The following is a 26041-nucleotide window of genomic DNA, read 5'->3' on the forward strand; positions in this document are numbered from 1 at the left end:
ATGCGAAACAAAGTCTTATTACCAATCTCTCTGGTCGGTTTAATTTGTTTCGCTGTCCTGATCGTCTCCACTATCTCCGCGGAGACAAATTCCTTCTCCTTAAGTTCCTTTGTCTTAAAACAGATCCGTCTGAGTACAACGGAGAATGGGACTCCCAAATTGGATCTAAGCCCAAGAGATAGAAAAGAAGGCGCGGATCTATTCTTAGACTTCGAAGAAAAAGAAGCCTCGGACCTTGCGGACAAGGCCGGCGGCTATAGAATATTATCTTCTTCTTATTTACCAGATCCAAGCAAGTCTCACTCGGGAAAGAAATCGGCGGGATTCGTGGGCAAACGCTCCGGGATTAAGATCTCCGGCAAGACAAAAGGAATACTGACCAGCTCGGATATCAAAGAGGAATTTTATATCTCCTTCTTCTTGTTGCCTGGGACCCTGGACAAGGAAGCCGTCCTTCTTTCTAAGGAATTATATACCAGAGGACGAAAGTTCGGCTGGGATCTCAGGATCAAGGACGAGATCCCTATATTAGAATTCCGTAACTTTTTCCAAAAAGAAGACAAGACCCATGTCTCTCTGAAACTTGCGGGAAGATCCAGGATCTCCCGCTCCGAATGGAATCATTTCATTATACAGATCCGCCCCGCCCAAAGAGAAGTAGTCTTCTATATCAACGGAAAGGAAGTAGATAGATCCTCCGTTTCTAACAAGGAACCGATTGTCCGGATCGGATTCCATCCGGAAGACAGCACTCCCTTCAAAATAGGAGAAAGCTTTTACGGATGGTTGGATGATTTCTTGGTCGCGAAGGGTGCGCCCGATCCGGAAGCGCTTTCTACTTCCTACGAAGGACAAAAGTACGATCCTTCTTCCTTTACTGCTGAAGCAAAATTCGGAACGGCTCTCTCTCCTGTATATCGTACTAAATATACCAATTCATTTCCTGAAAGCGTCTTCATAAAGGCGAATGTACCCAAGTCTTCCGTGCTTGAGCTGTATTTCCGTTTTTCTCCTAAGATCTTCGGAAGAACGGAGGAAGGACCTGCCTGGAGATCCGTCGACCTTAGAAAGATAGAAGAGGAATATAAAGAAGACGATCCAGCCCGAGAAACCGAGGAGGAGTCCGCTCCTAGAGGGAAGGCATCCAGCTATAGAATTCCTTTGGATCGGATCTGGAACGGTAAAGTTCCCGGATTCAAATACTATCAGGTAAAAGTGAAATTCAAAGCGGACTCATTAGCAAAGACCAGTCCGGAACTAGAAGCATTATCTTTTTCTTATAAAGAAACCCTTCCTCCCGTCAAACCTATGGGCTTGAAGGTAGTCTATTTCGACGACAGCTATCCGGAAGCAGGGGACAGCCCTCGGGTCTGCCTGAGCTGGACTCCGAACCCAGAAAGGAATGTACAACAAAAAGGCGGATATGTGATCCACTACGGCGTGGGTCCGAATCGAATGGTGGGCATTCTAAAAGGCACGAGCAAAGAATTAGAAAAAGGCAAAATGCCTGTTCTAACCACGAACGGAAAGACCAAGCTAGCCATGAGCGAATATCTGGATCCGATCCAGGGAGAGGATTCATCTTGTCCGAAACGGAACGAAATGAGTGGACCAAAACTCTGCCAATGCGTGGACAATCGACTCATCAGTCTGAACGCAGAGAAACCGGAAGAAGATTCGGAAGATCTTCCTAAGCCCAAAAAAGGAAAGGGAAAACGAAAACCGCTAAAAGATCCGTACGATAAAAAGCTTTTATTCCTACAGAAGGGTCTAACGTTCTATTTCAAGATCGCAGCCTATAATTCTTTCTACGATCCTTCGACGGGTGCGGACCAGTTGAGTCCTTTAAGCGACCCCGTCGAGGTCTACTTCCTGAGCGAGTAGTATTTTTACCAGGCTCTGCTCCTTCCACTTCCGATCCAGACAAAGTATTCCATCCAGATCCGCAAGAGAGGCTGTAGCAACTTCCACCCATTCTTCCCAGCGCAAAGAAGTAGAAGAAGAAAGTCGGATCGCGAGACTGATCTCCTCTTTTCGAACAGGAAGGAATTCTAAGAATAAATTCTTGGCCTGATTCCAAAGGATCTCCCGTTTCACAGGATCCGATTCTTTTGCTAATAGGTTTTCTAAACTCGGAAGGGCTAATACAAATAGATGATTCTTTTTCGTGAGGGATTCCATTGCCGAAAAGACAGAGCGTCTAGAAGTCGCAGAACCTCTGACCAGCTCTTTGAAACATTCTGAGGACAATAGTAATTTCAAGCAGAAGCTTCCGGATAGATTCTAGTCAGCTCTCTCAAGGCTTCCAATCTTTGGTAGGAATCGGATCGGAAGATCTCGTTTCGAAAGCAAGTGCGAAGCAGCTCGGAGGCGGAGAGCTCTCTTTTCTCCGCTTCGGTCCTTAATAGTTCGAATTCCTCTTCCGTGAGGAGCATTTGAAATCTTCTTTCGACACGTGCCATTACTCCTCTTCTTTCAGTTCCTTTTCGTTTTTCAAGTAGGTTCCGTAATAAATTTTAGAATCTACGATCTGACCTAGGCTCTCATAGATCGCGGCAATATTGAAATTGGCCTGGTTCAAACGAAAATCCTGCTTGAATGCTTTCTTAAAAAGCTGGATCGCCCTGTCCTCTCTTCCCGCATACCATTCGGTCATGGCCCAAAGAAAAAGCCATTTTCCCAGGTCCGGATCTCTGGGAGCGATCTTACTCAAATGCCCCAAGGCCTCTTCGAAAATGCCGGCAGATCTCAGATAGTTCTCGCGGATAGCCTTGATCTTTTCCATGCGCGAGAATACGTCTTCGGAATGCTCGGGAAGAGGAAGATCGGCCCTCCAAAAAAGAGCGCGAGCCAAGTAGAGACGGAACATCAGCTCACTCGGGTTCTTCTTCACATATTCTTCCAGAAAGGGAAGACTCTCCGCTTCTTTCCCATTCTGTTGAAAAGCTAGGATCTTTTCTTTAGCCGCCTTATTCCATTCCCTACGGTTCTCCTCTTGGGCAAAAACGGAAACCGAGAATAGAAGAAGAGATAGAACTCCTAAGAGGCGTATTAAGAAAATCTTAAATATAAGTATAGAGATTCTTTCCATTTTCCGGATACGGAAGGGTCTGTATTTCATACGGTTGACCCAGTGATTCCATGATCTCTTTTAGCTGACCTTGTCTTTCTTCTCTGGAGAGAACGAAGATCTCGGAAGGAGAAACGCCGAAGCCGTAATCTTCCGAATCGAGGATGGGCTGGATCTTTTCCAAGGCATTTCTTCTCCATTCTTCTAGAACCTGGTATTGCAAGTCCACCGAAGGTCGGATCTTATACAGATTGCATCTGCTTCTTTCTCCGTGGGTCGCCCAGCGCAATAAAAGGAATTGGATCTGGACCAGGTCCCGTTTGTCTTGGATCGCATGAGAAGCCTGCTCTATCTCTAATTGTAGGAAAGCATCTTCTACAGGTTCTATCGAGTTCTCCACATTATCACGGATTTGATCGGCCAAATCGTTGTTTGGTGGATCGGGGAATAATAAGAAAAATCTAAAGTCCAATCCCGATCTAAAAAGCGGAAAGGACACGATCCTCATCACTCCGTCCAGATCGGCCATATCGAACTTCTTTCGAAAGAAGTGATCGTTCCTTTTTTCTTCCGTTACGTCTATGATAGAAACGTCTCCGGTCTCTTTTCCTAAGAATTGGTCCCCGTATAAGAAGATCATATTCTGGCGACTATAAGGTTGCAGTCCATACGAGACCACTGGAAGATAAGCGCCTCTTCTTCTATCGTAAAAATGGATACTGAAAGATCTTAGATGCAAAGAGGAGAAGATCGTTAAATAATATTTCAACAGAGAAGACATGGGAGTATCCAAACCTTGGTGGATCTCATCCAATACTTCCAAGATCTTCCTTTTCTCTCGGATAGGTTGCTTCTCCAGCCAAGTCTTGAATTTTTCGGAAAGAGGAAGCTCCTCGTTCGGATCTGTCTTTCGGATCCCCCACCAAGCCCTTGCCCATAAAAAGAACCTAGACTTATGCTGAGGAGAAAGACCTCTTGCAGCCTTAAGACCGATTTCCGCAAGTCCTGTGACTCTTAACGCTTTCGCAAGGAGACCGGAATCCTTTGGACGATCGCTGATCTCTATTTTTTGGATTTCTTCCGCTGGAGCGACAGTCTTTACCTTCTCCACAAGTTTAGCAAGTTCTTCGGTAAAGATAGATTCTCTCTTTTTCTGAACGGGAGGAGGAAGTTCTGCGATCGTAACGGAGCCGGTGAATTCGGAAGCACTCGGCTCCAAAGATCTCTTCTCTCTTAAATATTTAGGAGTTAAGAAAGAATCCTGAGGAAGATCGAAAGGCAAAACGTAGAAGGTACCGGATGAAGATGCATGCGTCTCTAGGGTCGCTGGCTCCGGTTGAGTAACCATTTCAGGAACTTCGGGGATCTCCTGCATTTTCTTGGCTTCTATCTGTTGGAAGGTACCCTCTTCTATCCTTTGGGAGAGAAGTTGGATCAATCTAGAAACTTCAGAACGCCTGTAGATCATGACTGCCTTGTTCCTACGAACCAAAAGAATGCAAAGATCCAAAGCCAGAAGAAGACCGAAGAATATAGGAAATAGAAGTAGGAACAAATTCGGTTCCGTAGGAACTAACAATAAAATTCCTTGGATGAATCCGATCTTGTCGTCAGAATAGGAAGCGTAATATCCTCTGTATGTTTTCTCTCCCAATCGAATCTCTCTGAAATCCGTGCCGGAGTCTTTCATAGAACGCAAAAGTTCTTCGGAGATCCTACGAGGATCCGCCTTATCTCCCTTCTCTTCCCAATTAGAGAAGGAGCCGACCTTAGGTTCCGGAACGAAGTATTCTACCTTGTCTTCGATGGAGATCCTAAATCTATCTTTGTCTAAGATCGCTAGGACCGCGATGGACTTTTCTTGTATAGGTACGAATAAGACCGGTTCATTCTCTAGGATCAAGAGCCTACTGATCTTCCCTTCCCAAGATTGAGAAAGTACGAGCCTTTCCTTCTCATCCGAGAATTCCAGATCCGGAGTGATCTTTAAGATAGGATCCCAGGTTGTGAATGTTTTTACAGGAACGAAAGAAGAATCGATCCCGAGTTCTTCCGGTTTGGATTCTCGGATATCCTTCTCCAATTCCAAGACATCTTTATTAAAAGAAGAAAATACGGAATCTAATCTGGACTTATAAAATATTCCCGAAGGAAAATACGGCTCCAACCAAAGTATCATGGAGGAGAATAAGAATGCCAGTGAAAGAACGAGTCTGAGTTTAGAGCCGATCATCTAGTCCTTTCCCGAACGAGCCCGAGTAAGCGGACCAATTCTGTTTTCATTTTTAGTGTGTCTTCTCTCTCCGAGTATCTTTTTTCCGCTCGGATCGTATACAAAATGCGAGAAGCGAGGATCCCGCCTAACAAAGAAAGAAGGGATGCGGATATTGCCGCCAATATCAATAACATCTCTTGGGCTCTGGACTTTCTCGGATATGCCAGAAAAATCTCCATATTCCCTTGGATCATCTTTTCCCAGACCGGCCTTTGCAGAAAACGACCTGGCTTGGAGAATTTTTCGAGCAAAGCATGAGTCTCTACTTCTCCCCCTTCTCTCTGAGTAGGATCGATCGACTCTTTTGTCTTTTCAGGAAGCAAGGGACTCATAGGATCCAAATTGGTTTCTAATAGCTCGTAACCTTGGTCCGTTTTTCGAAAGGCCCAGTACAATACTCCTTCTGAAAATTCCCTAGGAAGATATGTACTCTTGGCACCTGTGGATTCCTGAACGATCCTTTCTCCATCTTCTTTCGGAATTTGGAAATATAACTCCCCATTCGCGCTTCGATACAATAGGAATTTTTCAGTGTCTTCCTCCCAGCCGGATCTGGGAACTTCCAAACCTAAAAGCCTGAGCCCGCTGTGAAAAGCAGGTCCTTCCGGATCCGAAGAATACATGGATCTGAAATTATAATCGTAAATACGTACTAGCTTTAAACGAAAAGAAGAACGTAGGGACTTACCCAAAGATTCCGCATTCTTATCCGAACTGAGATTGGAAAATTGTCGGATCGTATATTCGAATCGAAGTCCCAGGTCGCAGTAGGGATCTTCGAGCCGGTGGACCAGAGTAGAAGAGAAGAGCTCTTTCTTCAGTTTTGGAAGCGAACTAAGAACTGGCACCGGAGAGAAGAAAACCGCATCCACCCACTCGGAAGGTAAAAAAGGGATGGAAACCAATGCAGGACATAGGAGTATCAGAGAGAGAATTCTAGATCTTCTGCTACTTGTACGAGGGTTCACCTTTCTAGTATCGGCGATTCTATCCTAAAGAATCAGTCTAATTCAATAGGAGAGCGCTCTTCTTTCGGGCTATAGAATGATATTTTATGTATTTATAGATGGGATCGGATTCGGGGAAAACAATCCGGAAAAGAATCCTTTTGCGAAATATGCAAAAGGGATTTTCCTTCCCCTAGGCGGCAAAGAGATCCCATCGGATGCTCCTTCTCGTCTCAAGGACCTGGTCTATCTCAGAACGGATGCCAGCATGGGAATCAAGGGACTTCCTCAGAGCGCAACCGGTCAAACTTCGTTATGGACCGGGATCAATGCCTGCCAGGTCCTGAACCGACATATGAGCGGCTTTCCCACTTTCACTCTCAAAAGGATCATCGCTAAGTATTCTATCATTCGGATCCTAGAAGAGAACGGATTTAAGGCTGATCTTCTAAATTGTTATACTCCCGGATTCGCCGAACACGTTAAAAAAAATCCTCGGCACGTATCCGCTTCTACATTGATCCAAATGGCAGCCGACAAACCGCTCAAAGGCATGAACGATCTCCGTGAGGGGAAGGGATTGTACATGGATATCAGCCGTGATTTCCTACGCAAGTTCGGAAGGGAATTCATAGACAAAGACGATCCTGTCTTAGAACTCCAAGACCCGTACGAGACTGGCAAGAATATAGTCCCAGCAGTCAAAGAGGATCATACTCTTTGCATCTATGAATATTTCATCACGGACAAAGTCGGTCATAAGATGAATTGGAAGGGTGCTCAGAAATGCATCCAAGACTTGGAGGAATTCTTACTTGGGGTCTTGGAAGCTTTGGACCCGGAAGAAGATCAGCTCATCATCACTTCCGATCACGGAAATCTAGAAGACCTCACTGTGGATGTTCACACTTTGAATTTCGTGCCCACGATCCTTTACGGAAAATACACGGATCAAATGAAGGAAAGTATCAAGGCATTGAAAGATATTCCTCATGCTATCTATAATAGCTTAGGAATTAAGATAGAAATGTCCGAACAAGAATTTGTTCAGACTTCGGCATAATTCGGCTTAGCAGCCCTTTCCGTCAGTAACTCTTAATATTTCCAGTCATCGTCCAAACGATTGTCGTCATCGTTGGAAGGCTTTGTCTTAGCCGTATCGCTGTCCTTGTATTTCAGATCGTCCTCGATCTGGTCCAAAGCCTCTTTTCTCCAAGTTTGAGCCTTCTTTCCGATCGGAGAATCCGGATTGCGGTCCGCAGCATCATGGAATACGGAGGCAGCCTTCTCATATTGGCCGTTGCGGAAATAGATCGTTCCCTTGCGGAAGATTGCAGCCTGGTCCATAGTACCATCAGAATTTTCTAATATTTTATTCAAATATTGGATGGCGGTTTCCGGTTTTCCTACTGCATCATAACTTTCCGCTATATAATACCAGGCTTGTTCTCTCGCCTTCTCGCTAACCCCTATGTCTAAGGCCTTTTTGAGGGTCTCGATCGCATTGTAGTACTGCTTATGAACATATAATTGTCTTCCCTTCTCCAGAAGGCCGGAACGGAATTCCTTATCCACAGCTACCTTGTCCGGGTCGAAATATGCATCCGCTTGCACATAGTCCTCATACACATCGTACGCGGACCAGTCCTTGCCCATTCGACGAAGAGACTTACCCCAGCGAACCCGAGCCTTCACGTTCTCAGGATCTTCCTGCAATGCGAGAACATAGTTCTTTCTGGACTGATCGTAATTGCCCTTCTTCATATAATAATCGGCAATCGCGGAAAGAGCATTTGATCTGAGTTTATTATCGCTGGAAGTACGAAGCACCTCTTCTAGATGGCCTTTGCCTTCTTCGTCTCTATTCAAAAGAAGAAGAAGGTTCCCTAGGCCGTAAGCGACCTTGGCTTTCTCTTCTCTCGAAAGACCTTCCTTCTGGTTCAGCTCTCTAAAGATCCCTAGGGCTCTCATCTTATCACCGGTCTTGTCCAGAGCGGCACCTAGATCGTACTGGATACGGAAAGAAAGATCGGAGCCCAGATCCTTGGAAGAAAGCTCTGCGAAGATGTCCAAAGCTTTCTCTGCCGATTTAGGATTGGAATGCTTTAGGAATTCCTCACCTTCGCGGACCTTTTCCAGGATAGTACGATTCGAAGAATCGTTATCTTGGATCACCGCGGTATAGATGCCGGTCAACAAGCCGGCACACACAAATAAGAATCCTGTTACTAAAATGATGGAACGGTTCATCTTCTCCCTCCGCCAATCCTGGACAAACATTGCTTGGTCCAGAATTCGGTTCGTTCCGGATTATATGCCTTAGTATCTTTCTGTACAAAATACTTTAAAGCTTTATTATATTCGCCTTTTCTATAATAAGACATTCCCAAGTAGAACTTGGCCTTTCCTCGTAAGGAATTATCTCCCGATCCGGAATAAGGACCCAATTGTCGGATCGCCTCCGCATAATCGTCTTTCCAGAAAGTCGACTTCAAGATCCGATCCATTTCCTCTTCGGAACCTTCGTCCTTCTGGACAAGAACAGGGGCCTTTTCTTCATTTTGTACAGTCTTAGGTTCCTCTTCCTTCGGTTTGGAATCTTCCTTGGTCGGTTCAGGTTCTGCAGTATCCTGCTGATTGTTCTGATCGGGACCAGGATTGATTCCTATGGCAACAAAAGACTGATCCAGAGTAAGAGTAAAATCCTCTACGTCTCCCCTTTTTACAGTCACACCGAAATAAACGGTTCCCTCGGAAGGCTTCATACGGATCATCACGTTCGTATCCGGATGAGCAATCTCGCCTAACTTCTTCACGTTCCCACCTAAGAATGTGGAGACACCACCTGATAAAGGTTTGAGCGCTTGATAAATGGAATATACCGTATTCTCGTCCGCCTTTGTAGGAGGCTTCCAATCCAAACGGAACCCGCCTTCCACACTAGTAGCGTTCAGATCTCTCACATGCATCTCATCGAAGGAGAAGTCAGGATTGGTCACTACGGAGTCGTCTTCTTTCGGAGGCTTCCTCTTATCCTGATCGTAAACATAGAAGTGACGGATAAATGATTGGTTCTGTACCAGAGGCAGGACTTCCTTTAGACCTTGCTTTACCGAAACCCCATAGTACAATGTCTGAGATTTACTGAGATCCTGATCTAAGAAATTATTCTCAGGATGGGAAACTTCCGCAAGCTTCTCTGCCTTTCTCATCAAACTTAAACTGGATAAAGGCTCGGCAGATTTATAGATCGTATAAATTGTCTCTCCCGGAATTCCTTTTGGATAAGGTTCCCAGGTAACACGAACAAATTTTCCTTCTCTCTTAACTGCTATGTCCGTTACGCGAGCATTGTCGGATAAATACTTTTGCTCTTCCGCAGGAGGGATCTGGTTATTCACCGGAGGATTTTGGTTGGTAGGAGGATTCTGCACCGGAGGAGGATTGCTCGGCTGGGGATTATTCTCGATCACTACCGGAATAGTCGTAAAATTCCGATTCGCAACCAAACGAATATCTTTTCTACGAACATGATGTGCTAGCACTACAGCATAATAATACGTCCCCGGTTTGAGATTGTAATCGTAGATCTGATTGACCCCGTTCGCAACTCCGCTTGGGAATTTTCCTAAAGAATCTGCAATATAACATTTATCCGGACTATCTATGATCCCAGAAGATCTGGCCACAATGATCTCTCCTGTTTCACGAGGAGGATCCCAAGAGATTCGCACAGACTTCCCATCGCGAAGCACTTCCACATTTAGGGATCCCGCAACGCTCGAACCGTCACCTCCGCCGTCCAAGCGGATATCTTGCTGAGCGCCTAGAGAACCTCCCCACAAGAGGAAGCAAAAAAAGGCTGTGGTCCAAAGGCGAATTTTCATCTGGAAATAAGGTTCCGAATTTCATTATCGGCCTTCCGAATCGAATTTTTTACTTCGGTTTTTCGCACAAAGGAAAGAAAATAATAAAAGAGGGGAATTTGCAAAAGTCTCTTTGTTTGCTCTTGACCGAAAGAGGCAGATAGAAGACATAATACGACTTCCGGTCTTCCGATGATTGATATCGAATACTATTACGATCCAGAGTACCAAAATTTTCTTCTCTCTAGTAGACGAAGAGAGCTTACGCCACCTGAAGTAGTCTTTAAACATTTTTCGTTCAAGGACGTGCAGAATATCGTAGATTTCGGAATGGGACTGGGTTTTTGGACAGAGCCTCTTCTGAAAGCCATTCATAAAGAAGGTTGGGTCTGGGGAGCGGAATGTAACCAAGACTTCCTGGACGAAGTACTCCATTGGAAGAATCGAGAAGATATCCAAAGATTCACTCCATTCTTTATGGAGAAAGCAGACCGTCCCTTGTTACCCGAATGGATCCCTGTTCCCGAAATGATCTTTGCTTCCTTAGTATTGTCCACATTTGCAGACCCTGGACAGGCAATGGACGGACTCATTCGCTCTATGAAAAAGGGCGGGCGACTCATCGTTCTAGATTGGGTCAAGAACGAGTACCCTGTGGGACCTCGTATCAACGATAAGATCTCTTTGGATAAAATGAAATTCCTTGCGGAACAGTACAAGCTCGAGATCGTAAAAACGGTCCGGATCAGCGAAAATGTCTATGGCTTAGAGATCCAGTCCGGCCCTGAATTCGAGTACGGCTATTACGATCTAAGAGAAGAAGAAACGTATTCGGAAGAATTGATCAGATCCTAATACTCTCTTTTTGTTTTTGATCTTTTGACAAGAGAGAGAAAATCCCTGCTCAAACAATTTAAAGACTTCTGAATACTAAAAGGGACTTCTAGTTACTTTTAAATACAACTGCGCTGGCTTTAGCGGCGCAGTTTCTTCCGAACCTGAATCGGAAAAACGCGAAATTCTAAACCGCAGCCAAGATCCGTCCGGAAACTTTCCCTTCTTTTCCATTCTCGGGAATATATTCGCCAATCTCTACTGTCAGAAATTGACCTGGACTTAAACTGCGAAGGTCCGATTCGGGAAGGACCACTTTTAAATAATTATCAGTCACTGCAATTCCGTCTTTCTCTAAGACAGCTTCTCTCTTTTGAGCGAATTGACTTTCTGCATAAGATCTATGTAATCTTTGCGAAAGCTGCATGAGAGTGTGAACTCTCTCTTTCTTCTCTTCTTTTGAAACTGTTTCCGGATATTCTTCTGCAGAAGTATTCTTGCGTACGGAGAAGGGGAATGCATGTATTTTAGCAAAACCTAATTCGTCTAGGATTGTACAGGAATCTTGGAAATCGCCTTCAGTCTCTCCGGGGAACCCTACGATCACATCCGTTCCTAAGAATAGATTGGGGACCTTGGATTTCGCGAGTTCTATCCTCTTTCGGAATGTTTCCGGAGTATAACTTCTCTTCATTCTTTTCAGAATGGATCTGCTTCCGCTTTGCAAAGGCACATGCAGGAAAGGAGTGAATCTAGGATGAGTAAGCAATTCGGCAAGCTCCACTCCTACGTCCGGAGGCTCGATAGAAGACAAACGAAGTCTAGAATATTCTAATTTATTCAGGATGGCTTCCAACATCTTAGGGAATGCTTTTCTTCCATCGGAATCCCTATACCAACCCAGGTTCACTCCGGTCAGCATGATCTCTCCTACCCCATTGTCTTGGAGAAAGGAAACCTGATCCAGAACATCCTTCCAGTTTCGGGAAACTCCCTTGCCTCGAGCCTGAGGGATCTTGCAATAAGAACATTGGCGATCGCAACCGTCTTGGATCTTTAAATAAGCCCTGGTATGTCCGTGAGGTAAAACATCAGAGTAGGAAAATCGATCGGAGATCTCAGGAGAAGCGGAGAAAATCCCTTCCTTTTCCAAGATCAATTGAGGAAGCCTAGACTTGTCCTCATTACCGATCACTCCTGCAATCCCAGGAATGGATTCGATAGAATCCTTGTCCGTTTGGGCGTAACATCCAGTCACCCAAACCTGAGCGCCCGGATATCTCTTGATCGCATTTCGAATAATATTACGATTTCTTGAATCTGCCTTATTGGTAACAGTGCATGTATTGACTACGACCACATCCGGAATATCTTCCCCAGTCGCAGTAGAATATCCATGCTTGCTTAAGGACGAGAAGAGTCCGTCCGACTCGAAAAAATTCAGCCGGCAACCGAGTGTGTGAAATAGAACCTTTTTTTCACCCTGCGGATAAGGCATTGATCCTGGCCTCGACCCTTCTTAGATTCCCTTTGATCTTATCATCTTCCGGTTTCAGTTTCAAAGCGGATTCCAATTGTTCTTTGGCGCTCTTCAATTGTTCGAGTGCCTTTTTGATGTTTCCACGCTTTGCCTCTTGGTTGCCAGCTTTTTCATACACCAAGCCCAAGTTGTTCAAAACACTCGCGTTAGCCGGAACTAAGGACTGGGCCCACTTCAAACTGACCTCTGCCTTTTCCGCACTTCCTAAATAGAAGTACACCTGCGCCTCTAAGACCAGAGGACGATAATCGTTCCCGTCTTCGGATTTCAGTTTCTCGATAACAAATAGTGCGTCTCTTGCTTTTCCGTTATAGAGCAAGGTGGTCGCGTACAGAAGTCGGACTTCCCTGTTCTTAGGATTAGCCTCGTAGGAATTTCGAATGATCTCTAATGCGTCGCTATTCCTTCCCGCTTGGATCAAATAACGAGCGAAGTCCATGCTGACCGCAGGATCGCCTGGTTTTAATTTTAATGCCTCAGACCAATGAGTTGCTGCGGACTTGGTCCTTCCCGCATTATAATGGCAGAAGGCAGCAAGATAATGCGTTTCGTAAGAACGCTTTCCTTGTTCGTGAAGCACTCGGATAATCTCCAATGCTTTTTCAGAATTGCCTTTTTGGAACTCGGCCAGAGCGGATTGATAATCCTGCCCGTCTTGTGCGATGATTGTCCCTGTGGAAAACACGAAAAGTATCAGGGAGAATAGGATGATGTTTCCTTTGTGCATCTGTCTCTTTTCTGGCAGGGGAAAGATTTTTTTAAGTAGGAACCCCCATCGACTTTGTATTCAAACAATCAATCAAAGAATGAAAAGGTTCTACCGGGTCGATGAAAACGATTATACTTGGATATCGAATAGAAAGAAAATGCTCGATTCTTTCTTCCGAAACGATCTGAAAATCTCCCGTTTCTAGAACGGGTAAACCATCCAAATTCCTGTAGATCTCGTATTCCTCGTGATCGAGGAAATCGGACAACAGCATATAACCGGATCCGAAATAGACCCCGCCTTGGAAGTAGTATTTGTAGAGGACGCGTACCTCGGGAAGAAATAAATCGGGCTGGAAAACGCAGAGAGAGATTTTTTCTATCCCTGCGACAGTCCTGATTTTACGCAGATGGAACCAAACCTTACGAACGAGGAGATACAAAAGTACAAAGATCACGGGAATTAGGTACGGCATAGACTTTCTCTTTCATAGCCTCCGTTCCCGATTTCGCCCCCGTTTTGAAGCAGAGGCGAGATCGATTTTACACTAGCGCAGGTTCTTCGGAACGCTCCGGATTGTTCGGAGAACTTCCTCCGTCCTTCTGGTCCGCCGGTTTATAGTCGGTCCAAGCCTCTTCCGCAAAGTCCAGTTTCCCTTCTTTAAAGGATACTGTGATCTTAGTAGGCTCTTTGTAAGCGCCTTTGAGAGTCTGAACAGCCATATAATCTTCCAATTCTCTTTGGAATACTCGGCGAAGAGGACGTGCTCCGAATTTCTCGTCGTAACCCACATCCATGAAGTGATTCTTCGCTTCTTGGGTAAGTTCGATCTGGATCTTCTTGTCCAGAAGTCTCTTATTGGTATCGCGGATCATGATATCCATGATTCCCATAAGCTCTTCTTTTCTCAGCGGTTTGAAGTAGACTACTTCGTCGACGCGGTTCAAGAACTCAGGGTTGAAGTGTTTCTTCAACTGTTCTCTTGCCTGGTCGGACTTGTATTTGTCCTCTTCTCCCGAACGATCCTCGAATCCGAGTCTTACGGTGCTAGAGATCTCTTTCGCTCCGATATTCGAAGTCATGATGATGATCGCATCACGGAAATTGACTTTGCGCCCCTTGGTATCCGTCAGGTTTCCTTCTTCCATTACTTGTAGAAGGATATTGAAGATATCATGGTGAGCCTTTTCGATCTCATCCAACAGAATGATAGAATAAGGCTTCTTGCGAACGAATTCAGTCAGCTGTCCGCCATCATCATATCCTACGTAACCTGGAGGAGCCCCGATCAATCTACTGACCGCATGTGGTTCCATATACTCGGACATATCCACACGAAGCATCGCGTCCTGATCTCCGAATAGGAACTCAGCCAAAGCCTTTGCAAGCTCTGTCTTACCCACTCCCGTAGGCCCAAGGAAGATAAAGGATCCAGTAGGTCTTCTTTCTGCCTTGAATCCGGTCCTTGCTCTACGCACTGACTTGGCGATCTTCTCGATCGCGTCGTCTTGTCCTACGACTCTTCGTTTAAGTTCTTCTTCTAAGCGTAGAAGTCTAGCAGACTCGTTCTCTTCCATTCTTTGGAGAGGAATTCCGGTCCACTGTGAGACCACAGAAAGAATATCGTCTTCGTCGATGGAGACTGCGAAGTCGTCCAGTTTCTCCTGCCAAGATCTGATCTTTTCTTCCAGAACTTGTTTCTTACGATTTACTTCGTCTCTGACTCCGGCAGCTTTTTCATACTCTTGAGAACGGACCAGATCTTCTTTCTTTTGAGAAAGCGATTTGATCTCTTCTTCCAAGTCTTTCACCGCTTGCGGACGTGCGCAGTTTGCAAGTCTTGCTTTTGCTCCCGCCTCGTCGATGATATCGATCGCCTTGTCAGGAAGGTATCTATCGTTGATATATCTATGAGATAGTTTTACGGATTGCTCCAAAGCACGATCCGAATAACGGACCTTGTGGTGAGCTTCATACGCTTTCTTCAGTCCGGTTAGGATCAGAATAGCGTCCTCTACCGAAGGCTCGGCCACTTTCACTACTTGGAACCTTCTCTCCAGAGCGGAATCTCTCTCGATATACTTGCGATATTCCGTGCTAGTAGTTGCTCCGATACATTGCAACTCTCCACGAGCCAAGGCAGGCTTCAGGATATTTGCGGCATCTACCGCGCCTTCTGCTGCTCCCGCTCCGATCAAAGTATGCAACTCATCGATAAAGATAATGATATTGTTCGAAGAAGAGATCTCTTTCATGATCTTCTTCAATCTTTCCTCGAATTCTCCTCTGTATTTGGTTCCTGCGATCAGGCTGGCCAAATCCAAGGAAAGAACTCGTTTATCAAAGAGTAGATCAGGTACGTTCTTTTCTACGATCGCGAGAGCCAAGCCCTCGACGATAGCAGTCTTACCCACTCCGGATTCTCCCACAAGAACAGGGTTGTTCTTGGTCTTACGGGAAAGGATCTGGATCACTCTTTGGATCTCATTTGCTCTTCCGACCACAGGATCTAGTTTTTTATCTCTGGCAAGTTGTGTTAGATCGCGTGCAAACTCATCCAAGATAGGTGTCTTGGTCTTTTCGGCACGCGGCGTTCCTGGCTGTGCGGTCGGTTGGCTGGATACTCCCACGGTGCTAGTCGGAGGTGCGCCTAGCAAGCGGAGGATCTCTCCTTTGATGACATTGTAGTTAACGCTGAATGAATACAGCGCGCCACCTGCGATATTGTTATTATCGCGCAGCAATGCGAGAAGGATATGCTCAGTTCCCACATAATTATGTTTGAGACGTTTTGCCTCTTCCTTGGAAAGCTCGATGATCTTTTGATATCGATCCTGTCCTTGGGCCATGTCCATCAACAAAGTACCGGAGTTCTCTCTGGTCCTTCTTTCTACTTCTTTACGAAGTTCGTTCAGATTGATGTTCAAGTTATTTAATATCTTGATCGCGACCGAATCTTCTTCCTTCAACAAACCTAATAAGATATGTTCAGGGCCTATAAATTCGCTACCGAGACGCTTTGCTTCGTCTTGCGCGATCTCGTTGATTACTCGTTTTGCTCTTTTAGTAAATTCCAACATGTGCACGCCCTTCCCGCTGGCTTCTGTAGGTTAGACTGTATTCGCATCCAATTTCCAACTAGGGAGCCGGATCTTCCCTTAAAGAATATATCGGATGACTTAATCAAAAAGGATTATGGGGCAAGGATGGTTTTGTCCCATCTTTTCCGCTTATTACCAGTAAGGCTAAATAGGAAACCAAATTGAAAAAGGAATTTTTTCGATTCTGTCCGAAATTTTTTCGGAAAAACACCAATCTCTGCTTCAATTCTTCCCGATAGAAGCCCCAGTCTGTAGGCAATCTAAAGCCGGAAAGATCTCCAGTCTCCGCAAGGTTTGCGGGAATGGATACTGATAACTTATCTCCATGTCCCGAGTTCGTCGGGCAAGAATTCACGAAGCCAATCCCCTCTAAGAAATCAAACTGATCCTCGGCCCAGAATTTTTGTAAAAAATCTGATCCTAGAATAGAGTTTAGCTCCAGAAGCGAATCGGTTACATATTCCCAACGAATATGATCCTCGTCTCCTGCTACTAAAGTCCCAGAATTCCAAGGAAATCTATCGGCAAATTCCGGAATTTTAGGTTTTTTTTGAGGAGGCGACGCTCCTTCTTCCTGATTTTGAGAAGAAGACTCCAGAAACTCCCGCAAGAATCGGTTCGTTTTCTTAGATTGTTGGGGATAAATACTATTCCGAGGATTTCTGGCTACTCTAAATCTATAAGTAAAAGGCAACCGATAGGAGTCGATCCTCTCCAGTCTTTCCGGCAAAGAGATCCGTTCCCAATCTTCCCAAAAAGAAGCAGATATCAATTCGGGAAGAGGCTTCCAATCCTCGGCCGCTTGGTTCGGAATGAATTTGGTGTATTCTTCTCCCAGGAATCGGACACAATGAAAGCAACCTATCTTGCCCTTGTCCTTCCAGTCTAGAAGGGTTAAGCCGCAATAGACGCAGGCTTCCACATCATTGCACCGTTTGCGGGGAGACTACAGGTCTTAGCTTTCCTTGAAAGATCTGATTTCGTTTATGGGCAAGCGCTGCAAGCTCCATATCGTGGGTTACGAGGATTAAACTGAATCGCAAGTCCTTTTGCAATTCTTGGATCAGGTTCATTAGATTTCTTGAATTTTCTCTATCAAGATTCCCTGTGGGTTCGTCCGCAAGAATGAGTTTCTTTCCCGCGACTAGAGCCCTTGCCACTCCCACTCTCGCGCTTTCTCCTCCCGATAATTGAGAAGGATAACTGTCCAATCTGTCTTTCAGGCCGACCTTTTCCAAGATGGAAACCGCTTCGTCTTTTGCCTTATTGGGGGAATAACCCCTGATGAGTAGAGGTATAGAAACGTTCTCTAATGCGGAAAAATCAGGAAGGAGCAAATGATGTTGGAATATGAATGCGATCTTCTCTGCACGGAAGGCTTCTTTCCCTTTTTCGTCCAGTTCGGCCAATTTGATTCCACAGACTTCAACTTCTCCGGAATCGAATGTGTCCATTGCGCCTAGGATATTCAATAAAGTTGATTTTCCGATCCCGGACTTTCCTTCGATGGAGAAGATCTCTGCTTCTTCGACATCCATATCCAATCCGTCGATAACGGAGAATTCTTTTTCTAGGACATGATACTTTTTGACTAGGTTTCTGATTTTAATGATACTCACGTTAGTCGTTCCTTATCGTGTCCACTGGGTTCAAGCTAGCGGCCCATCTGGCAGGAAAATATCCGGCGATCCCGGATAGGATCGTGGCCGCTGTGGTCACCATGAAGATGAATGCGATATTGATATCCACTGGGATCTGATCGAAGTAATAGATCCTTTTAGGCACTAGCTCTACAGGACTCCAATCCGATCCGGAAAGTGCGGCAAAGTCCGGTCCGAACATATTGATGATCTCTTCTATCCCACCCACGATGCTTTCCAAGGAATTTGCAAGAAAGATGCCTGTCACTCCTCCGATCAAGGAAGCCAGGATCCCAACCAGCATAGCATTCAGCGTGAAGATCAAAAGTATATCGGAAGAAGGAAGCCCAAGAGCCTTTAATACACCGATGGACTTTCTCTTTGCTCTCACTAACGAGTAAACGGAAGCAACCATTCCGAGCGCGGCCAAGATAATGAATGAGAAAACGATAATAGAGATGATCGTCTTTTCCAGTTTAAGAGCTGCGAGAAGATTTTCTTGTTCTTCTGCGATCGTTCTCACAGAAAGGGATGCAGCCGATTCGACTTCTCTTTCAAACTCTGCGTCGGAGAATAATCTATGCAGCTTTCGTTTGCAGAAGGCGAGATCGTCCAAGGACTTCACCTTGATCGTGATCTGATTCACCGCTTCTCTCATTTTAAAGAATCTTTGTGCGGTAGGAAGCGCCATATAGACAAAGCTGGAATCGAACTTATAATTTCCCGTCTTAAAGAAACCGGAGACCCTGAAATTCTCTACGCTGACTTCCACACCTTTTCCGAGAGAGAACCTTCCTCCGGGAACTGCGAGAGTGAGTTGCTTGCCGAGTCCGAAATTGTACAGATCCTCCATTTCCTTTCCAAGGATAATGAAGTTCTCCTTACTCATCTGCGTTAGTTCATCTCGGTTGTAATGGACCACTCTCGGAAAACTAGGCAGCTTATGAGCGAGCAGATCCTCGACACTAGTAACTGGAACTGCTTTGATCAAGACCGGATAGAAAATATTATATCTTTGGATAAGACCATGACTTTGGATCCCTCCTTCGACGGCGAGGATCCTGGATTGAAGCTCTGGGGTCTTTTCGATGAACTGTATGATCTTTTGGTAATCCCGGATCTCTCCGCCATTGGAACTACTTTCTATTGTAATATGTTCTCCACCCTGCCACAGAGATTCCTTCAATTGTCTTTGAAAACCATTGAAGATGGATAAGACTACGATCAAGAGGGAAACTCCCACTGCCATCACGATAAATGAGACCCTAGATTTCAGGGACAAAAGACCGGTAACGCGAGAGCCTCTGATATAACGGGAAGTAAGAAGAAGGATTAAAGGAGATCTTTTAAAGAGGAAATTCATCGGTTCAGCAGGTGAAATTAAACATACCCGCAAAATTCCTTAGTTTGACAATTATCAGATTTCGATGCAGGATGTCAAAAAAAAGTCGATACTGATTTGGGCTCAGAGTAGTATCGGTCTTTCATTCGAAATTTTATGCCATCCGAACAAGTTTATTCTTTATTATTCCAATCTAGAGATAGTACCTCTTCTCTGTATATCTTATTCGGGGGGATCGTAGATCCGGTTTCTAGCCGTATAGAGAAATTTGAAGTTGTAGCGGTAGGAAATAGCGAACTCATCAATATCCCTCTTTCCGGAGCCACTTACAAAGACATTACAAACGTCTGCCAAAAGATCAAGTACGAAGGAAAACAACTCAAGAATCTTACGAATAAACTCCAAGAATTATTCCAAACGAGCGGCCGCTCCGACGATTTCATGGAACAATTGATCCATTATATCAATAAGAGAGAAGACGATAAGATCCGCTACCTGATCAATCAAATCGGGAACCAAGCAATGGGAAATACCAAGCCGGATATTACACTTTGGTATTCTTTGATCGATCGGGGAAAGATAGATGAGGCTGGAAGTTCCAAGTCCTCCTTTGAAACTCTTGATACCGAAGAGGCTCCCGAAGTCACTCCCGACGAGGCTCCGGTCATTCCGATCGGAACTCCTACAGGTATCGATGCGAATATTCCTGCAAACGCAACCAGGATCCAGTTCAAGTTCATTCTTTCTCCTGTATCTGGGATCCCGGTCAATCAGTTGAGACCAGGGGATCAGATCGTAGTCCAATTGATCGGCAGTGATCCTGCCACTCTCGGTATCATAGACGTGATGAAATTGAAAATGGAAGACGGAAGTATCAAGCCTGTTCCTGCGACTGTAGTCGCTACGGAAAACAAGGGAGTGGAAAACGAAACCGTCATCAAGATCGGGAATGATATCTTCGGCAAGATCTACGAAGAAGAGAACTCTATCAAGGTCCGCCCGTACACTGGAGATAAACCTGCAGCACCAAGAGGAAGCGCAAGCTCTGCCTCATCCGCATCTTCCGCTTCTCTGGAGGCAGGAGAATCCAGCCTGCTTCTTACCGTTCTCATTGCCTTGGGAGTCGTGGGGATCGGAATGGTTGCCATATTCGTCTTCCTATTTTAAACTTTTTGGATGAAGAGAATCCGGCTTAGAGAAATCCTAGTCGTTACAGCGTCAGCAGAATGAAATCCCGAAGCCAACTGATCATCGCATATATCATTCCCTTCCTTCTTTTACTCGTAAGCGTATTCCAACTCTTCTTGCAGCCTACGTTCCTGGATGCAAACGACACTTCTACCATGGAAGCCTTGTTGGATGGAACAGGCAAGGAACCTGCTTCCGGTTTTTATTTCCAAGGCGGTGCGATCTCTCAGCTATTTTTGACCCAAAAGATCATCGCTGAGATCAACGACCCTTCTCTTCCTACTGACTCTCAGCCGGAGGAGACCAAGGACAGACTAGGCCGGGTCCTCTTAGGGCAGAAGATACAGATCTTCTTCTATATCTTTCTGGCAGTCCTTTCGTTTACTTCCTTTATCTCTCTTTATTATAGAGCCTTCTTCTATGCATTCTTGAACCGGATCTTGTATTTCTTCGGGATCATCTACGCGCTTACTGCGTTACCTACGTTAGTCGGAGCTACGGTTCGCACTCCGGATTCCGTGGCATGGATCCTTCCGATCGTAGTGTTTTTCTTGGGATGGATCATCGGTATGATCTATCTGATGGTCTCCATCGGTTCTATTTTCAAAAAGGATCCTGCGGAAAGATTTAGCGCTCTCCAAAATTTGAGAGAAGACGAAGCGGAATTCAGGACAGGAAAGAAAGCGGACAGCGAGACTTTCTGGACTTCCGTTTGGCATTTCTTCGGGATCCTGGCATTAGGGACTTTGATCGGAGACCTGATCTATATTCCTCTATTCGTTCTTCAGAAAAATTACTCCGAGCAATTCGGAATATTGCTCATATTGGCGATCATCCTTCTTTCCGCTTTCTATATCCGGAATTATCTGAAATTCGGCAAAAGCTCCGAACTGGGAAAGTATCAGAACCTGGCTTTAGCATTCGGCTATTTGCAAGCGAGATTCATTCGGATCATTCTCTATATCAATATCATACTAGTGATCGTATTCGTTTTCGTGGTGGTCTTGATCGTTTGGCTGAATTCCAATTTCGGGATCTTAAAATCCCTGTTTCCATCCATCGATAGCGGACAAAATCTCTAAGGAATTCTTTCCGACCACATAGCAAATTGCTATATGAGAAAACGTTAATATAATATAATACGTTCGATCCAAGACCCTGCGAAATGCGGTAAAGATCCCTAAATGAGTAACGAGCAAGGAGAGCAGAAATGCCTCTCCTGCATAATGAGTGAAAGTTAAGTAAAAGCTAATATAGATCGTTAGAGAAACGAAGCTCCAACATGCGAACTTCTCCCATCCGGATCTTTGCATCTTAGATCATCCGCAGTGGGATTTTTGCTCTTCGACTTCACAGAGTTTTTTCCCGTCCGGAGCAAATATCGTACGAGAGAGGAATTTGCCCGAATCGTCGAACACTTCTACAGATTCGGTTTGGCGATTCGGAAAATAATAAAACCAGGTCCGGATCTTCTTTCCCTTGGAATAATAACCGGAATATTCCAATTCTCCGTCCTTAAAGAACTTCTGCCAGAAATCAGATTTGAATCCGCTCTTGTAGTGGCCTTTTACTTCCAGGTTTCCTTCCGGATAATATCTTTCGTAGGGTCCGTCTTCGTTCCCTTCATCCCCGTTAAATTGGGCCGCTAAGTCTTTGGGGCCTGTACCGAATTTCTGTTTTATATAGACTTTTCCGTCCGGAAAGAACCAGGTCCATTCCCCCACTCTCGATCCGTGCTCGTAATTCCCCTGAGCGGACACGCCCTCTTCCGTACGAAGATAAGACTTGCAAAATCCATGATATAGCTTGGCTTCGTCCACTGGACACTCGAAGAATAACTTTCCATTATCGTAATATATTTTGCTGATCCCGTTCTCTGTCAGAACGTATGCGTTCATATTCCGATCGTGTTTTGCGTTCGCAGGCAACCCGGCTGGACGATCCGCAGGCTCACAGGAAAAGAAAAATAGGAAAGAAAAAAGAGAAACTAAGAAGAATTTCATTTAGTCGATGGTGAATTTCTTGGTAACGAGGATCTCATCTTCCTCGTTCTTGATCTCAACTTCATACGCGCCTTCTTCGTCGAAGAAAGAATCGTCGTAGTAAGTTTGGAACTTATCGAACCTACGCTTGAAATCTTTTTCTTGGACACTGATCTCTTCTCTAGAATCATCTACCTTATAGATCGTGAGCTTGATCTTATCCGGAGAGAACCAACCGCCTCTTTTATAATAAATGAAAAAATCCTGCCCGTGAGTAAAATGATATTCCTTTTCGGAAGTCATTCCGGAGACCTTGTCGGGACTCATCTTATCCACATCCATATAGATCTCATGCTTGGAAGGCCAGATCCACCAAACAAAGGCTACAACCAAGAAGACGCCGAGGATACGGATCCACTTTTTATTCCCGTTGGAATCACGGTTTCCTATCTGGGTATATTCTTCTATCCTCATGTCGTTGTTTACCTTGAAGAGGGGCTCCTTTTTGGGCAATTGTTTTTCCCGGCTTTTCTCTTGGTCCAAAGGCCTAGACTCGGTTTCTTTTGGGATCTCCGGTTCTTGTTTACGTACATCCTGAGGAGGATTTGGAGAAGGGGTCTCGTCCGGAGTTCGGACTTCTCCGCCCAAGGTTTTTCGGACCGCATCTCCCGCCGCTTTTTTCAAAAGATCTTTTTTAGAGTCTGACTTCTTAGCCAAGAGAGAATACCTCTTCTGTAAAGTGAAGGTATGCTTTCGTCGCCTTATTCTTAGGTTGGTATTCGTACAGAGATTGGTTCAATAGATGGGCTTCTTCTACCGCAACGGAAGGAGGGATCTTGGAATCGAACAAGCGAAGGTGTTCTTCTATCATGGGCACGACAGTTTGGGACATGGTAGTCCTTTGCTGGAATAGGGTCAATAAAGCTCCTAGGATCTTTAGTCCCGGATTGAATCGTTTTACGGTATTGCTCTTCGCTTCCAGGATCGCCTCTATCCCATCTAAAGAAAATTTAGAGACCTGTAGAGGAACGATCAAACCTGTCGCAGCAACGAAAGCATTCATTGTGATCAAAGAAAGACTCGGAGGACAATCGATCACTACCCAATCGAAATCGGAAGAATGAGGCTCCAATGCTTCCTTTAAAATAAAGAAACCGTCCATCTTTCCTGCCAAGAGAACATCGATCTGGGTCAGCTTAGAAGAAGAAGGAAGAAGATGCAAACCTTCGATCCGGGTAGGGACCATGATCTCGGAAAGAGGAGCCTTCTCGCTAAAAAGAGAAAAGGAATCCTTTGCGGACTCCGACTTGGATTCGGGAAAGACCGAACTCGCATTGTTCTGAGCGTCCAGGTCGATGAGAAGGACCCTCTCTCCCTTTCTAGCCAGACCGACCGCAAGATGCACGGATGTGGTGGTTTTTCCCACTCCTCCCTTCTGATTCGCAATACAAAGAGTTTGTTTCATTCAAAAATCCGTTGCCGGTACTGGTCCGCTTGGAAGAATAACTCCATAGGCCTCTAAAATTTCAAGGATAAGGAAAAAACTCATCCTACAAATTCGGGGCAAAGAGGTGTTCTAGTGCAATATGAAGTGATCATCGGTTTGGAAGTACACGCACAGCTCAATACGAATTCCAAAGTATTTTCCGATAGTCCCTCTAAATTCGGTGCGGCTCCCAATTCACAAGTTTCTTCCGTTTGCTTGGGACTGCCGGGAGCTCTTCCCGTTCTGAACGAAGACGCTCTTTCCAAAGCGATCATGGCGGGACTCGCATTTGGCTCGGACATTACTCTTCATACTAAATTCGATCGAAAGAATTATTTCTATCCGGACCTTCCCAAAGGATACCAGATCTCCCAGTTCGACAGACCGATCTGCGTCGGAGGAGGGATCAGTTTCACTGTCAAGGGTGAGGACAAACCCAGATACGTCAAACTCACACGCATTCATATAGAAGAAGATGCCGGAAAACTGATCCACTCTGCGGACCCAAAAGTCCCTCAGTCGTATGTGGACTTGAATCGAGCGGGAACCCCTCTCATTGAGATCGTATCCGAGCCGGACATGCGTTCTTCCGACGAAGCGTATTATTATCTATTAGCTCTCAAATCAGTACTCAGGTACATTCGTGTATCCGATTGCAATATGGAAGAAGGTTCCCTTCGATGCGATGCGAACGTTTCCATTCGTCCGGTCGGTTCGGATAAATTCGGAACAAGAGTAGAGATCAAGAACCTGAACTCATTCAAAGCAGTTAAGGCGGCCATCGACTACGAAGTAGAATGGCAAAGGGATATGTACAGCCAAGGAAAGACCTTCCCACAACAGACAAAGCTTTGGGATTCCGCGTCTAACGTAACCTTGACCATGAGAACTAAAGAGATGAGTCATGATTATCGTTATTTTCCGGATCCAGATCTTCCTCCTGTCATTCTTACCAAGGAGACTGTCGAAGATATTCGTAAGACCTTACCGGAGCTTCCTGATGCCAGAAGAGATCGTTTCGTTCAATCCTTAGGACTTCCTAAATACGATGCGGATGTACTTACAGCAGAAAGAGAGATTGCAGATTATTTTGAGGATGCACTGAAAGTTTCCGGAGACGCAAAGAGAACTTCTAACTGGGTCAAAGACGAAGTGCTCGGTATCGTAAACAAGGAAAGCATTACAATTTCAGAATTTAGCGTGGGACCGCAAAGAATAGGCGGCCTAGTAAAACTGATCGCTGACGGAAAGATCTCCGGAAAGATCGGAAAGACAGTCTTCGAAGATATGCTCTCTAGCGACAAGGATCCAGAAACCATCGTAACCGAAAAGAACCTGATCGTAGTACGCGACGATAAAGAGATCGAAAGGATCGTGGACGAGGCAATCGCTGCCAATGAGGACGCAGTCCAAAAGTACAAGTCCGGAAAAGACAGGGCCCTCGGCGCGATCGTAGGTTATATCATGAAAGTCTCTAAAGGCAAGGCCGATCCGAATCTGGTCAACCAAATGCTTTTGGATAAATTGGGACCGCTTCCTCCCAAGGGTTGAGGCGATTGCGCCTCGGAGAAGTTCATGCTTCCTTAGGCGCAGTCCAATAATAGTGCAAAAAGGATTCACTCAGTTTGAATCCGAAATGCTCATACAAGATCCTGGCCGCTCTATTATCAGGATGAGTTTCCAAACCCATCCCTTTTCCGCCGCATTTCACCACGAATGAAGCAGCCTCTCCCAGTAGTTTTCTGGCGATCCCACTCCTTCTTTCGCTCTCTCTTACATAAAGATCGTTTAATATATAATCTTTTTGGATACTGAGAGAAGAAAAAGTAGGATACAATTGAGCAAATCCCAATAAGCCTCCGGAGCCTTCCGCCACAAGAAGGATAGAATCCTTATGCAAAAGCCTATCTTCTAAGAATCTCTTTGCTGCATGCACATCGGAAGGAAATCTGTAAAATCTCCGATATAGATCGAATAATTCCGCGAGCTCTTCTAAGTCGGATCTAGTGGCAATTCTGGTAAGGATCGTAGGCGCGTTCTGCATGGTTCTCCGTTTAGCGA

25 protein-coding genes are annotated in these 26041 nt (G+C 45.2%); 6 read left to right on the forward strand and 19 right to left on the reverse strand.

All coding sequences use genetic code 11. The annotated features are described in order from the left end of the window. Positions 1–1884, forward strand: coding sequence for a fibronectin type III domain-containing protein (locus tag EHO57_RS10950; RefSeq protein ID WP_135644811.1), 1884 nt, complete (start codon positions 1–3; stop codon positions 1882–1884). Here the strand turns inward: EHO57_RS10950 and EHO57_RS10955 are convergent. The 5 genes from EHO57_RS10955 to EHO57_RS10975 are packed head-to-tail and all read right to left on the reverse strand — an operon-like array spanning position 1846 to position 6313. Then, positions 1846–2262, reverse strand: coding sequence for a hypothetical protein (locus EHO57_RS10955; RefSeq protein WP_135644809.1), 417 nt, complete (start codon positions 2260–2262; stop codon positions 1846–1848). The genes EHO57_RS10950 and EHO57_RS10955 overlap by 39 nt on opposite strands. Next, entirely contained in the window at positions 2259–2462 is a 204-nt protein-coding gene (locus tag EHO57_RS10960) for a CopG family transcriptional regulator (RefSeq protein ID WP_167882269.1), read from the reverse strand. The genes EHO57_RS10955 and EHO57_RS10960 overlap by 4 nt, the downstream gene beginning before the upstream one ends. After that, complete coding sequence (locus tag EHO57_RS10965; RefSeq protein ID WP_135645461.1) at positions 2462–3061, reverse strand: tetratricopeptide repeat protein; 600 nt, start codon at positions 3059–3061, stop codon at positions 2462–2464. The genes EHO57_RS10960 and EHO57_RS10965 overlap by 1 nt, the downstream gene beginning before the upstream one ends. A 1-nt stretch (position 3062) precedes the next feature. Further along, positions 3063–5303, reverse strand: coding sequence for a hypothetical protein (locus EHO57_RS10970; protein WP_135644807.1), 2241 nt, complete (start codon positions 5301–5303; stop codon positions 3063–3065). Further along, the gene (locus EHO57_RS10975) at positions 5300–6313 is read right to left on the reverse strand and encodes a hypothetical protein (RefSeq protein ID WP_246050650.1); all 1014 of its coding nucleotides are present in this window, start codon (positions 6311–6313) and stop codon (positions 5300–5302) included. Before EHO57_RS10975 ends, EHO57_RS10970 begins: the two co-directional genes overlap by 4 nt. A gap of 76 nt (positions 6314–6389) precedes the next feature. On the opposite strand from EHO57_RS10975, the gene EHO57_RS10980 reads away from it, so the two are divergent. Beyond that, positions 6390–7355 carry an alkaline phosphatase family protein gene (locus tag EHO57_RS10980; protein ID WP_135644805.1) on the forward strand — a complete coding sequence of 322 codons (966 nt, stop codon included), beginning with the start codon at positions 6390–6392 and terminating at the stop codon, positions 7353–7355. Positions 7356–7387: 32 nt separating this feature from the next. Here EHO57_RS10980 and EHO57_RS10985 read toward each other — a convergent pair whose 3' ends face one another. Together EHO57_RS10985 and EHO57_RS10990 are read right to left on the reverse strand one after the other, a co-directional pair. After that, a complete protein-coding gene (locus tag EHO57_RS10985; RefSeq protein WP_135644803.1) occupies positions 7388–8542 on the reverse strand; it encodes a tetratricopeptide repeat protein in 1155 nt (384 codons plus the stop codon). Further along, complete coding sequence (locus EHO57_RS10990; RefSeq protein ID WP_135644801.1) at positions 8539–10179, reverse strand: tetratricopeptide repeat protein; 1641 nt, start codon at positions 10177–10179, stop codon at positions 8539–8541. The genes EHO57_RS10985 and EHO57_RS10990 overlap by 4 nt, the downstream gene beginning before the upstream one ends. 171 nt (positions 10180–10350) lie before the next feature. On the opposite strand from EHO57_RS10990, the gene EHO57_RS10995 reads away from it, so the two are divergent. Then, positions 10351–11013 carry a class I SAM-dependent methyltransferase gene (locus tag EHO57_RS10995; RefSeq protein WP_135644799.1) on the forward strand — a complete coding sequence of 221 codons (663 nt, stop codon included), beginning with the start codon at positions 10351–10353 and terminating at the stop codon, positions 11011–11013. A gap of 166 nt (positions 11014–11179) precedes the next feature. Here EHO57_RS10995 and mtaB read toward each other — a convergent pair whose 3' ends face one another. The 7 genes from mtaB to EHO57_RS11030 all read right to left on the reverse strand — a co-directional run bounded on the left by mtaB (position 11180) and on the right by EHO57_RS11030 (position 19345). Beyond that, positions 11180–12490 carry a tRNA (N(6)-L-threonylcarbamoyladenosine(37)-C(2))-methylthiotransferase MtaB gene (mtaB, locus tag EHO57_RS11000; RefSeq protein WP_135644797.1) on the reverse strand — a complete coding sequence of 437 codons (1311 nt, stop codon included), beginning with the start codon at positions 12488–12490 and terminating at the stop codon, positions 11180–11182. Then, positions 12471–13259: a tetratricopeptide repeat protein gene (locus tag EHO57_RS11005; protein WP_135644794.1), complete on the reverse strand. Its 789-nt coding sequence runs from the start codon at positions 13257–13259 to the stop codon at positions 12471–12473. The genes mtaB and EHO57_RS11005 overlap by 20 nt, the downstream gene beginning before the upstream one ends. Before the next feature lie 31 nt (positions 13260–13290). Continuing rightward, positions 13291–13716, reverse strand: a complete 426-nt coding sequence (locus EHO57_RS11010; protein ID WP_135644792.1) for a hypothetical protein — start codon at positions 13714–13716, stop codon at positions 13291–13293. 67 nt (positions 13717–13783) lie between these two features. Next, the gene (locus EHO57_RS11015) at positions 13784–16321 is read right to left on the reverse strand and encodes an ATP-dependent Clp protease ATP-binding subunit (RefSeq protein WP_135644790.1); all 2538 of its coding nucleotides are present in this window, start codon (positions 16319–16321) and stop codon (positions 13784–13786) included. A 103-nt stretch (positions 16322–16424) separates the two neighbouring features. Then, positions 16425–17264 (reverse strand): ATP--guanido phosphotransferase, encoded by an 840-nt coding sequence (locus tag EHO57_RS11020; RefSeq protein WP_210410026.1) that lies wholly within the window; start codon positions 17262–17264, stop codon positions 16425–16427. A 1-nt stretch (position 17265) separates the two neighbouring features. Then, positions 17266–17961, reverse strand: a complete 696-nt coding sequence (locus EHO57_RS11025) for an ABC transporter ATP-binding protein (protein ID WP_135644788.1) — start codon at positions 17959–17961, stop codon at positions 17266–17268. A 1-nt stretch (position 17962) separates the two neighbouring features. After that, complete coding sequence (locus tag EHO57_RS11030) at positions 17963–19345, reverse strand: ABC transporter permease (RefSeq protein WP_135644786.1); 1383 nt, start codon at positions 19343–19345, stop codon at positions 17963–17965. Positions 19346–19480: 135 nt separating this feature from the next. On the opposite strand from EHO57_RS11030, the gene EHO57_RS11035 reads away from it, so the two are divergent. After that, positions 19481–20491 carry a hypothetical protein gene (locus tag EHO57_RS11035; RefSeq protein ID WP_135644784.1) on the forward strand — a complete coding sequence of 337 codons (1011 nt, stop codon included), beginning with the start codon at positions 19481–19483 and terminating at the stop codon, positions 20489–20491. 59 nt (positions 20492–20550) lie between these two features. Further along, the gene (locus EHO57_RS11040) at positions 20551–21594 is read left to right on the forward strand and encodes an LIC_10230 family protein (protein ID WP_135644782.1); all 1044 of its coding nucleotides are present in this window, start codon (positions 20551–20553) and stop codon (positions 21592–21594) included. On the opposite strand, the gene EHO57_RS11045 is transcribed toward EHO57_RS11040, so the two are convergent. The 4 genes from EHO57_RS11045 to EHO57_RS11060 are packed head-to-tail and all read right to left on the reverse strand — an operon-like array spanning position 21550 to position 23959. Then, positions 21550–21825 carry a hypothetical protein gene (locus tag EHO57_RS11045; protein ID WP_135644780.1) on the reverse strand — a complete coding sequence of 92 codons (276 nt, stop codon included), beginning with the start codon at positions 21823–21825 and terminating at the stop codon, positions 21550–21552. The genes EHO57_RS11040 and EHO57_RS11045 overlap by 45 nt on opposite strands. Before the next feature lie 6 nt (positions 21826–21831). Further along, positions 21832–22515 carry a toxin-antitoxin system YwqK family antitoxin gene (locus EHO57_RS11050; RefSeq protein ID WP_135644778.1) on the reverse strand — a complete coding sequence of 228 codons (684 nt, stop codon included), beginning with the start codon at positions 22513–22515 and terminating at the stop codon, positions 21832–21834. Then, entirely contained in the window at positions 22516–23211 is a 696-nt protein-coding gene (locus EHO57_RS11055; RefSeq protein WP_135644776.1) for a hypothetical protein, read from the reverse strand. Continuing rightward, the gene (locus EHO57_RS11060; RefSeq protein WP_135644774.1) at positions 23204–23959 is read right to left on the reverse strand and encodes a ParA family protein; all 756 of its coding nucleotides are present in this window, start codon (positions 23957–23959) and stop codon (positions 23204–23206) included. The genes EHO57_RS11055 and EHO57_RS11060 overlap by 8 nt, the downstream gene beginning before the upstream one ends. 114 nt (positions 23960–24073) lie before the next feature. On the opposite strand from EHO57_RS11060, the gene gatB reads away from it, so the two are divergent. After that, positions 24074–25531, forward strand: coding sequence for an Asp-tRNA(Asn)/Glu-tRNA(Gln) amidotransferase subunit GatB (gatB, locus tag EHO57_RS11065; RefSeq protein ID WP_135644772.1), 1458 nt, complete (start codon positions 24074–24076; stop codon positions 25529–25531). Positions 25532–25553: 22 nt separating this feature from the next. Here gatB and EHO57_RS11070 read toward each other — a convergent pair whose 3' ends face one another. Continuing rightward, complete coding sequence (locus EHO57_RS11070; protein ID WP_135644770.1) at positions 25554–26024, reverse strand: GNAT family N-acetyltransferase; 471 nt, start codon at positions 26022–26024, stop codon at positions 25554–25556. Between the last annotated feature and the right edge of the window lie 17 nt (positions 26025–26041).

The organism is Leptospira langatensis, from assembly GCF_004770615.1.
Classification (GTDB): Bacteria; Spirochaetota; Leptospiria; order Leptospirales; family Leptospiraceae; genus Leptospira_B; species Leptospira_B langatensis.

Coding starts and splice junctions, on each gene's coding strand:
- EHO57_RS10950 (WP_135644811.1), top strand. CDS start 1: ATGCGAAACAAAGTCTTATTACCAATCTCTCTGGTCGGTTTAATTTGT.
- EHO57_RS10960 (WP_167882269.1), bottom strand. CDS start 2,462: ATGGCACGTGTCGAAAGAAGATTTCAAATGCTCCTCACGGAAGAGGAA.
- EHO57_RS10970 (WP_135644807.1), bottom strand. CDS start 5,303: ATGATCGGCTCTAAACTCAGACTCGTTCTTTCACTGGCATTCTTATTC.
- EHO57_RS10980 (WP_135644805.1), top strand. CDS start 6,390: ATGATATTTTATGTATTTATAGATGGGATCGGATTCGGGGAAAACAAT.
- EHO57_RS10985 (WP_135644803.1), bottom strand. CDS start 8,542: ATGAACCGTTCCATCATTTTAGTAACAGGATTCTTATTTGTGTGTGCC.
- EHO57_RS10990 (WP_135644801.1), bottom strand. CDS start 10,179: ATGAAAATTCGCCTTTGGACCACAGCCTTTTTTTGCTTCCTCTTGTGG.
- EHO57_RS10995 (WP_135644799.1), top strand. CDS start 10,351: ATGATTGATATCGAATACTATTACGATCCAGAGTACCAAAATTTTCTT.
- mtaB (WP_135644797.1), bottom strand. CDS start 12,490: ATGCCTTATCCGCAGGGTGAAAAAAAGGTTCTATTTCACACACTCGGT.
- EHO57_RS11005 (WP_135644794.1), bottom strand. CDS start 13,259: ATGCACAAAGGAAACATCATCCTATTCTCCCTGATACTTTTCGTGTTT.
- EHO57_RS11010 (WP_135644792.1), bottom strand. CDS start 13,716: ATGCCGTACCTAATTCCCGTGATCTTTGTACTTTTGTATCTCCTCGTT.
- EHO57_RS11015 (WP_135644790.1), bottom strand. CDS start 16,321: ATGTTGGAATTTACTAAAAGAGCAAAACGAGTAATCAACGAGATCGCG.
- EHO57_RS11030 (WP_135644786.1), bottom strand. CDS start 19,345: ATGAATTTCCTCTTTAAAAGATCTCCTTTAATCCTTCTTCTTACTTCC.
- EHO57_RS11035 (WP_135644784.1), top strand. CDS start 19,481: ATGCCATCCGAACAAGTTTATTCTTTATTATTCCAATCTAGAGATAGT.
- EHO57_RS11040 (WP_135644782.1), top strand. CDS start 20,551: ATGAAATCCCGAAGCCAACTGATCATCGCATATATCATTCCCTTCCTT.
- EHO57_RS11045 (WP_135644780.1), bottom strand. CDS start 21,825: ATGCAAAGATCCGGATGGGAGAAGTTCGCATGTTGGAGCTTCGTTTCT.
- EHO57_RS11050 (WP_135644778.1), bottom strand. CDS start 22,515: ATGAAATTCTTCTTAGTTTCTCTTTTTTCTTTCCTATTTTTCTTTTCC.
- EHO57_RS11060 (WP_135644774.1), bottom strand. CDS start 23,959: ATGAAACAAACTCTTTGTATTGCGAATCAGAAGGGAGGAGTGGGAAAA.
- EHO57_RS11070 (WP_135644770.1), bottom strand. CDS start 26,024: ATGCAGAACGCGCCTACGATCCTTACCAGAATTGCCACTAGATCCGAC.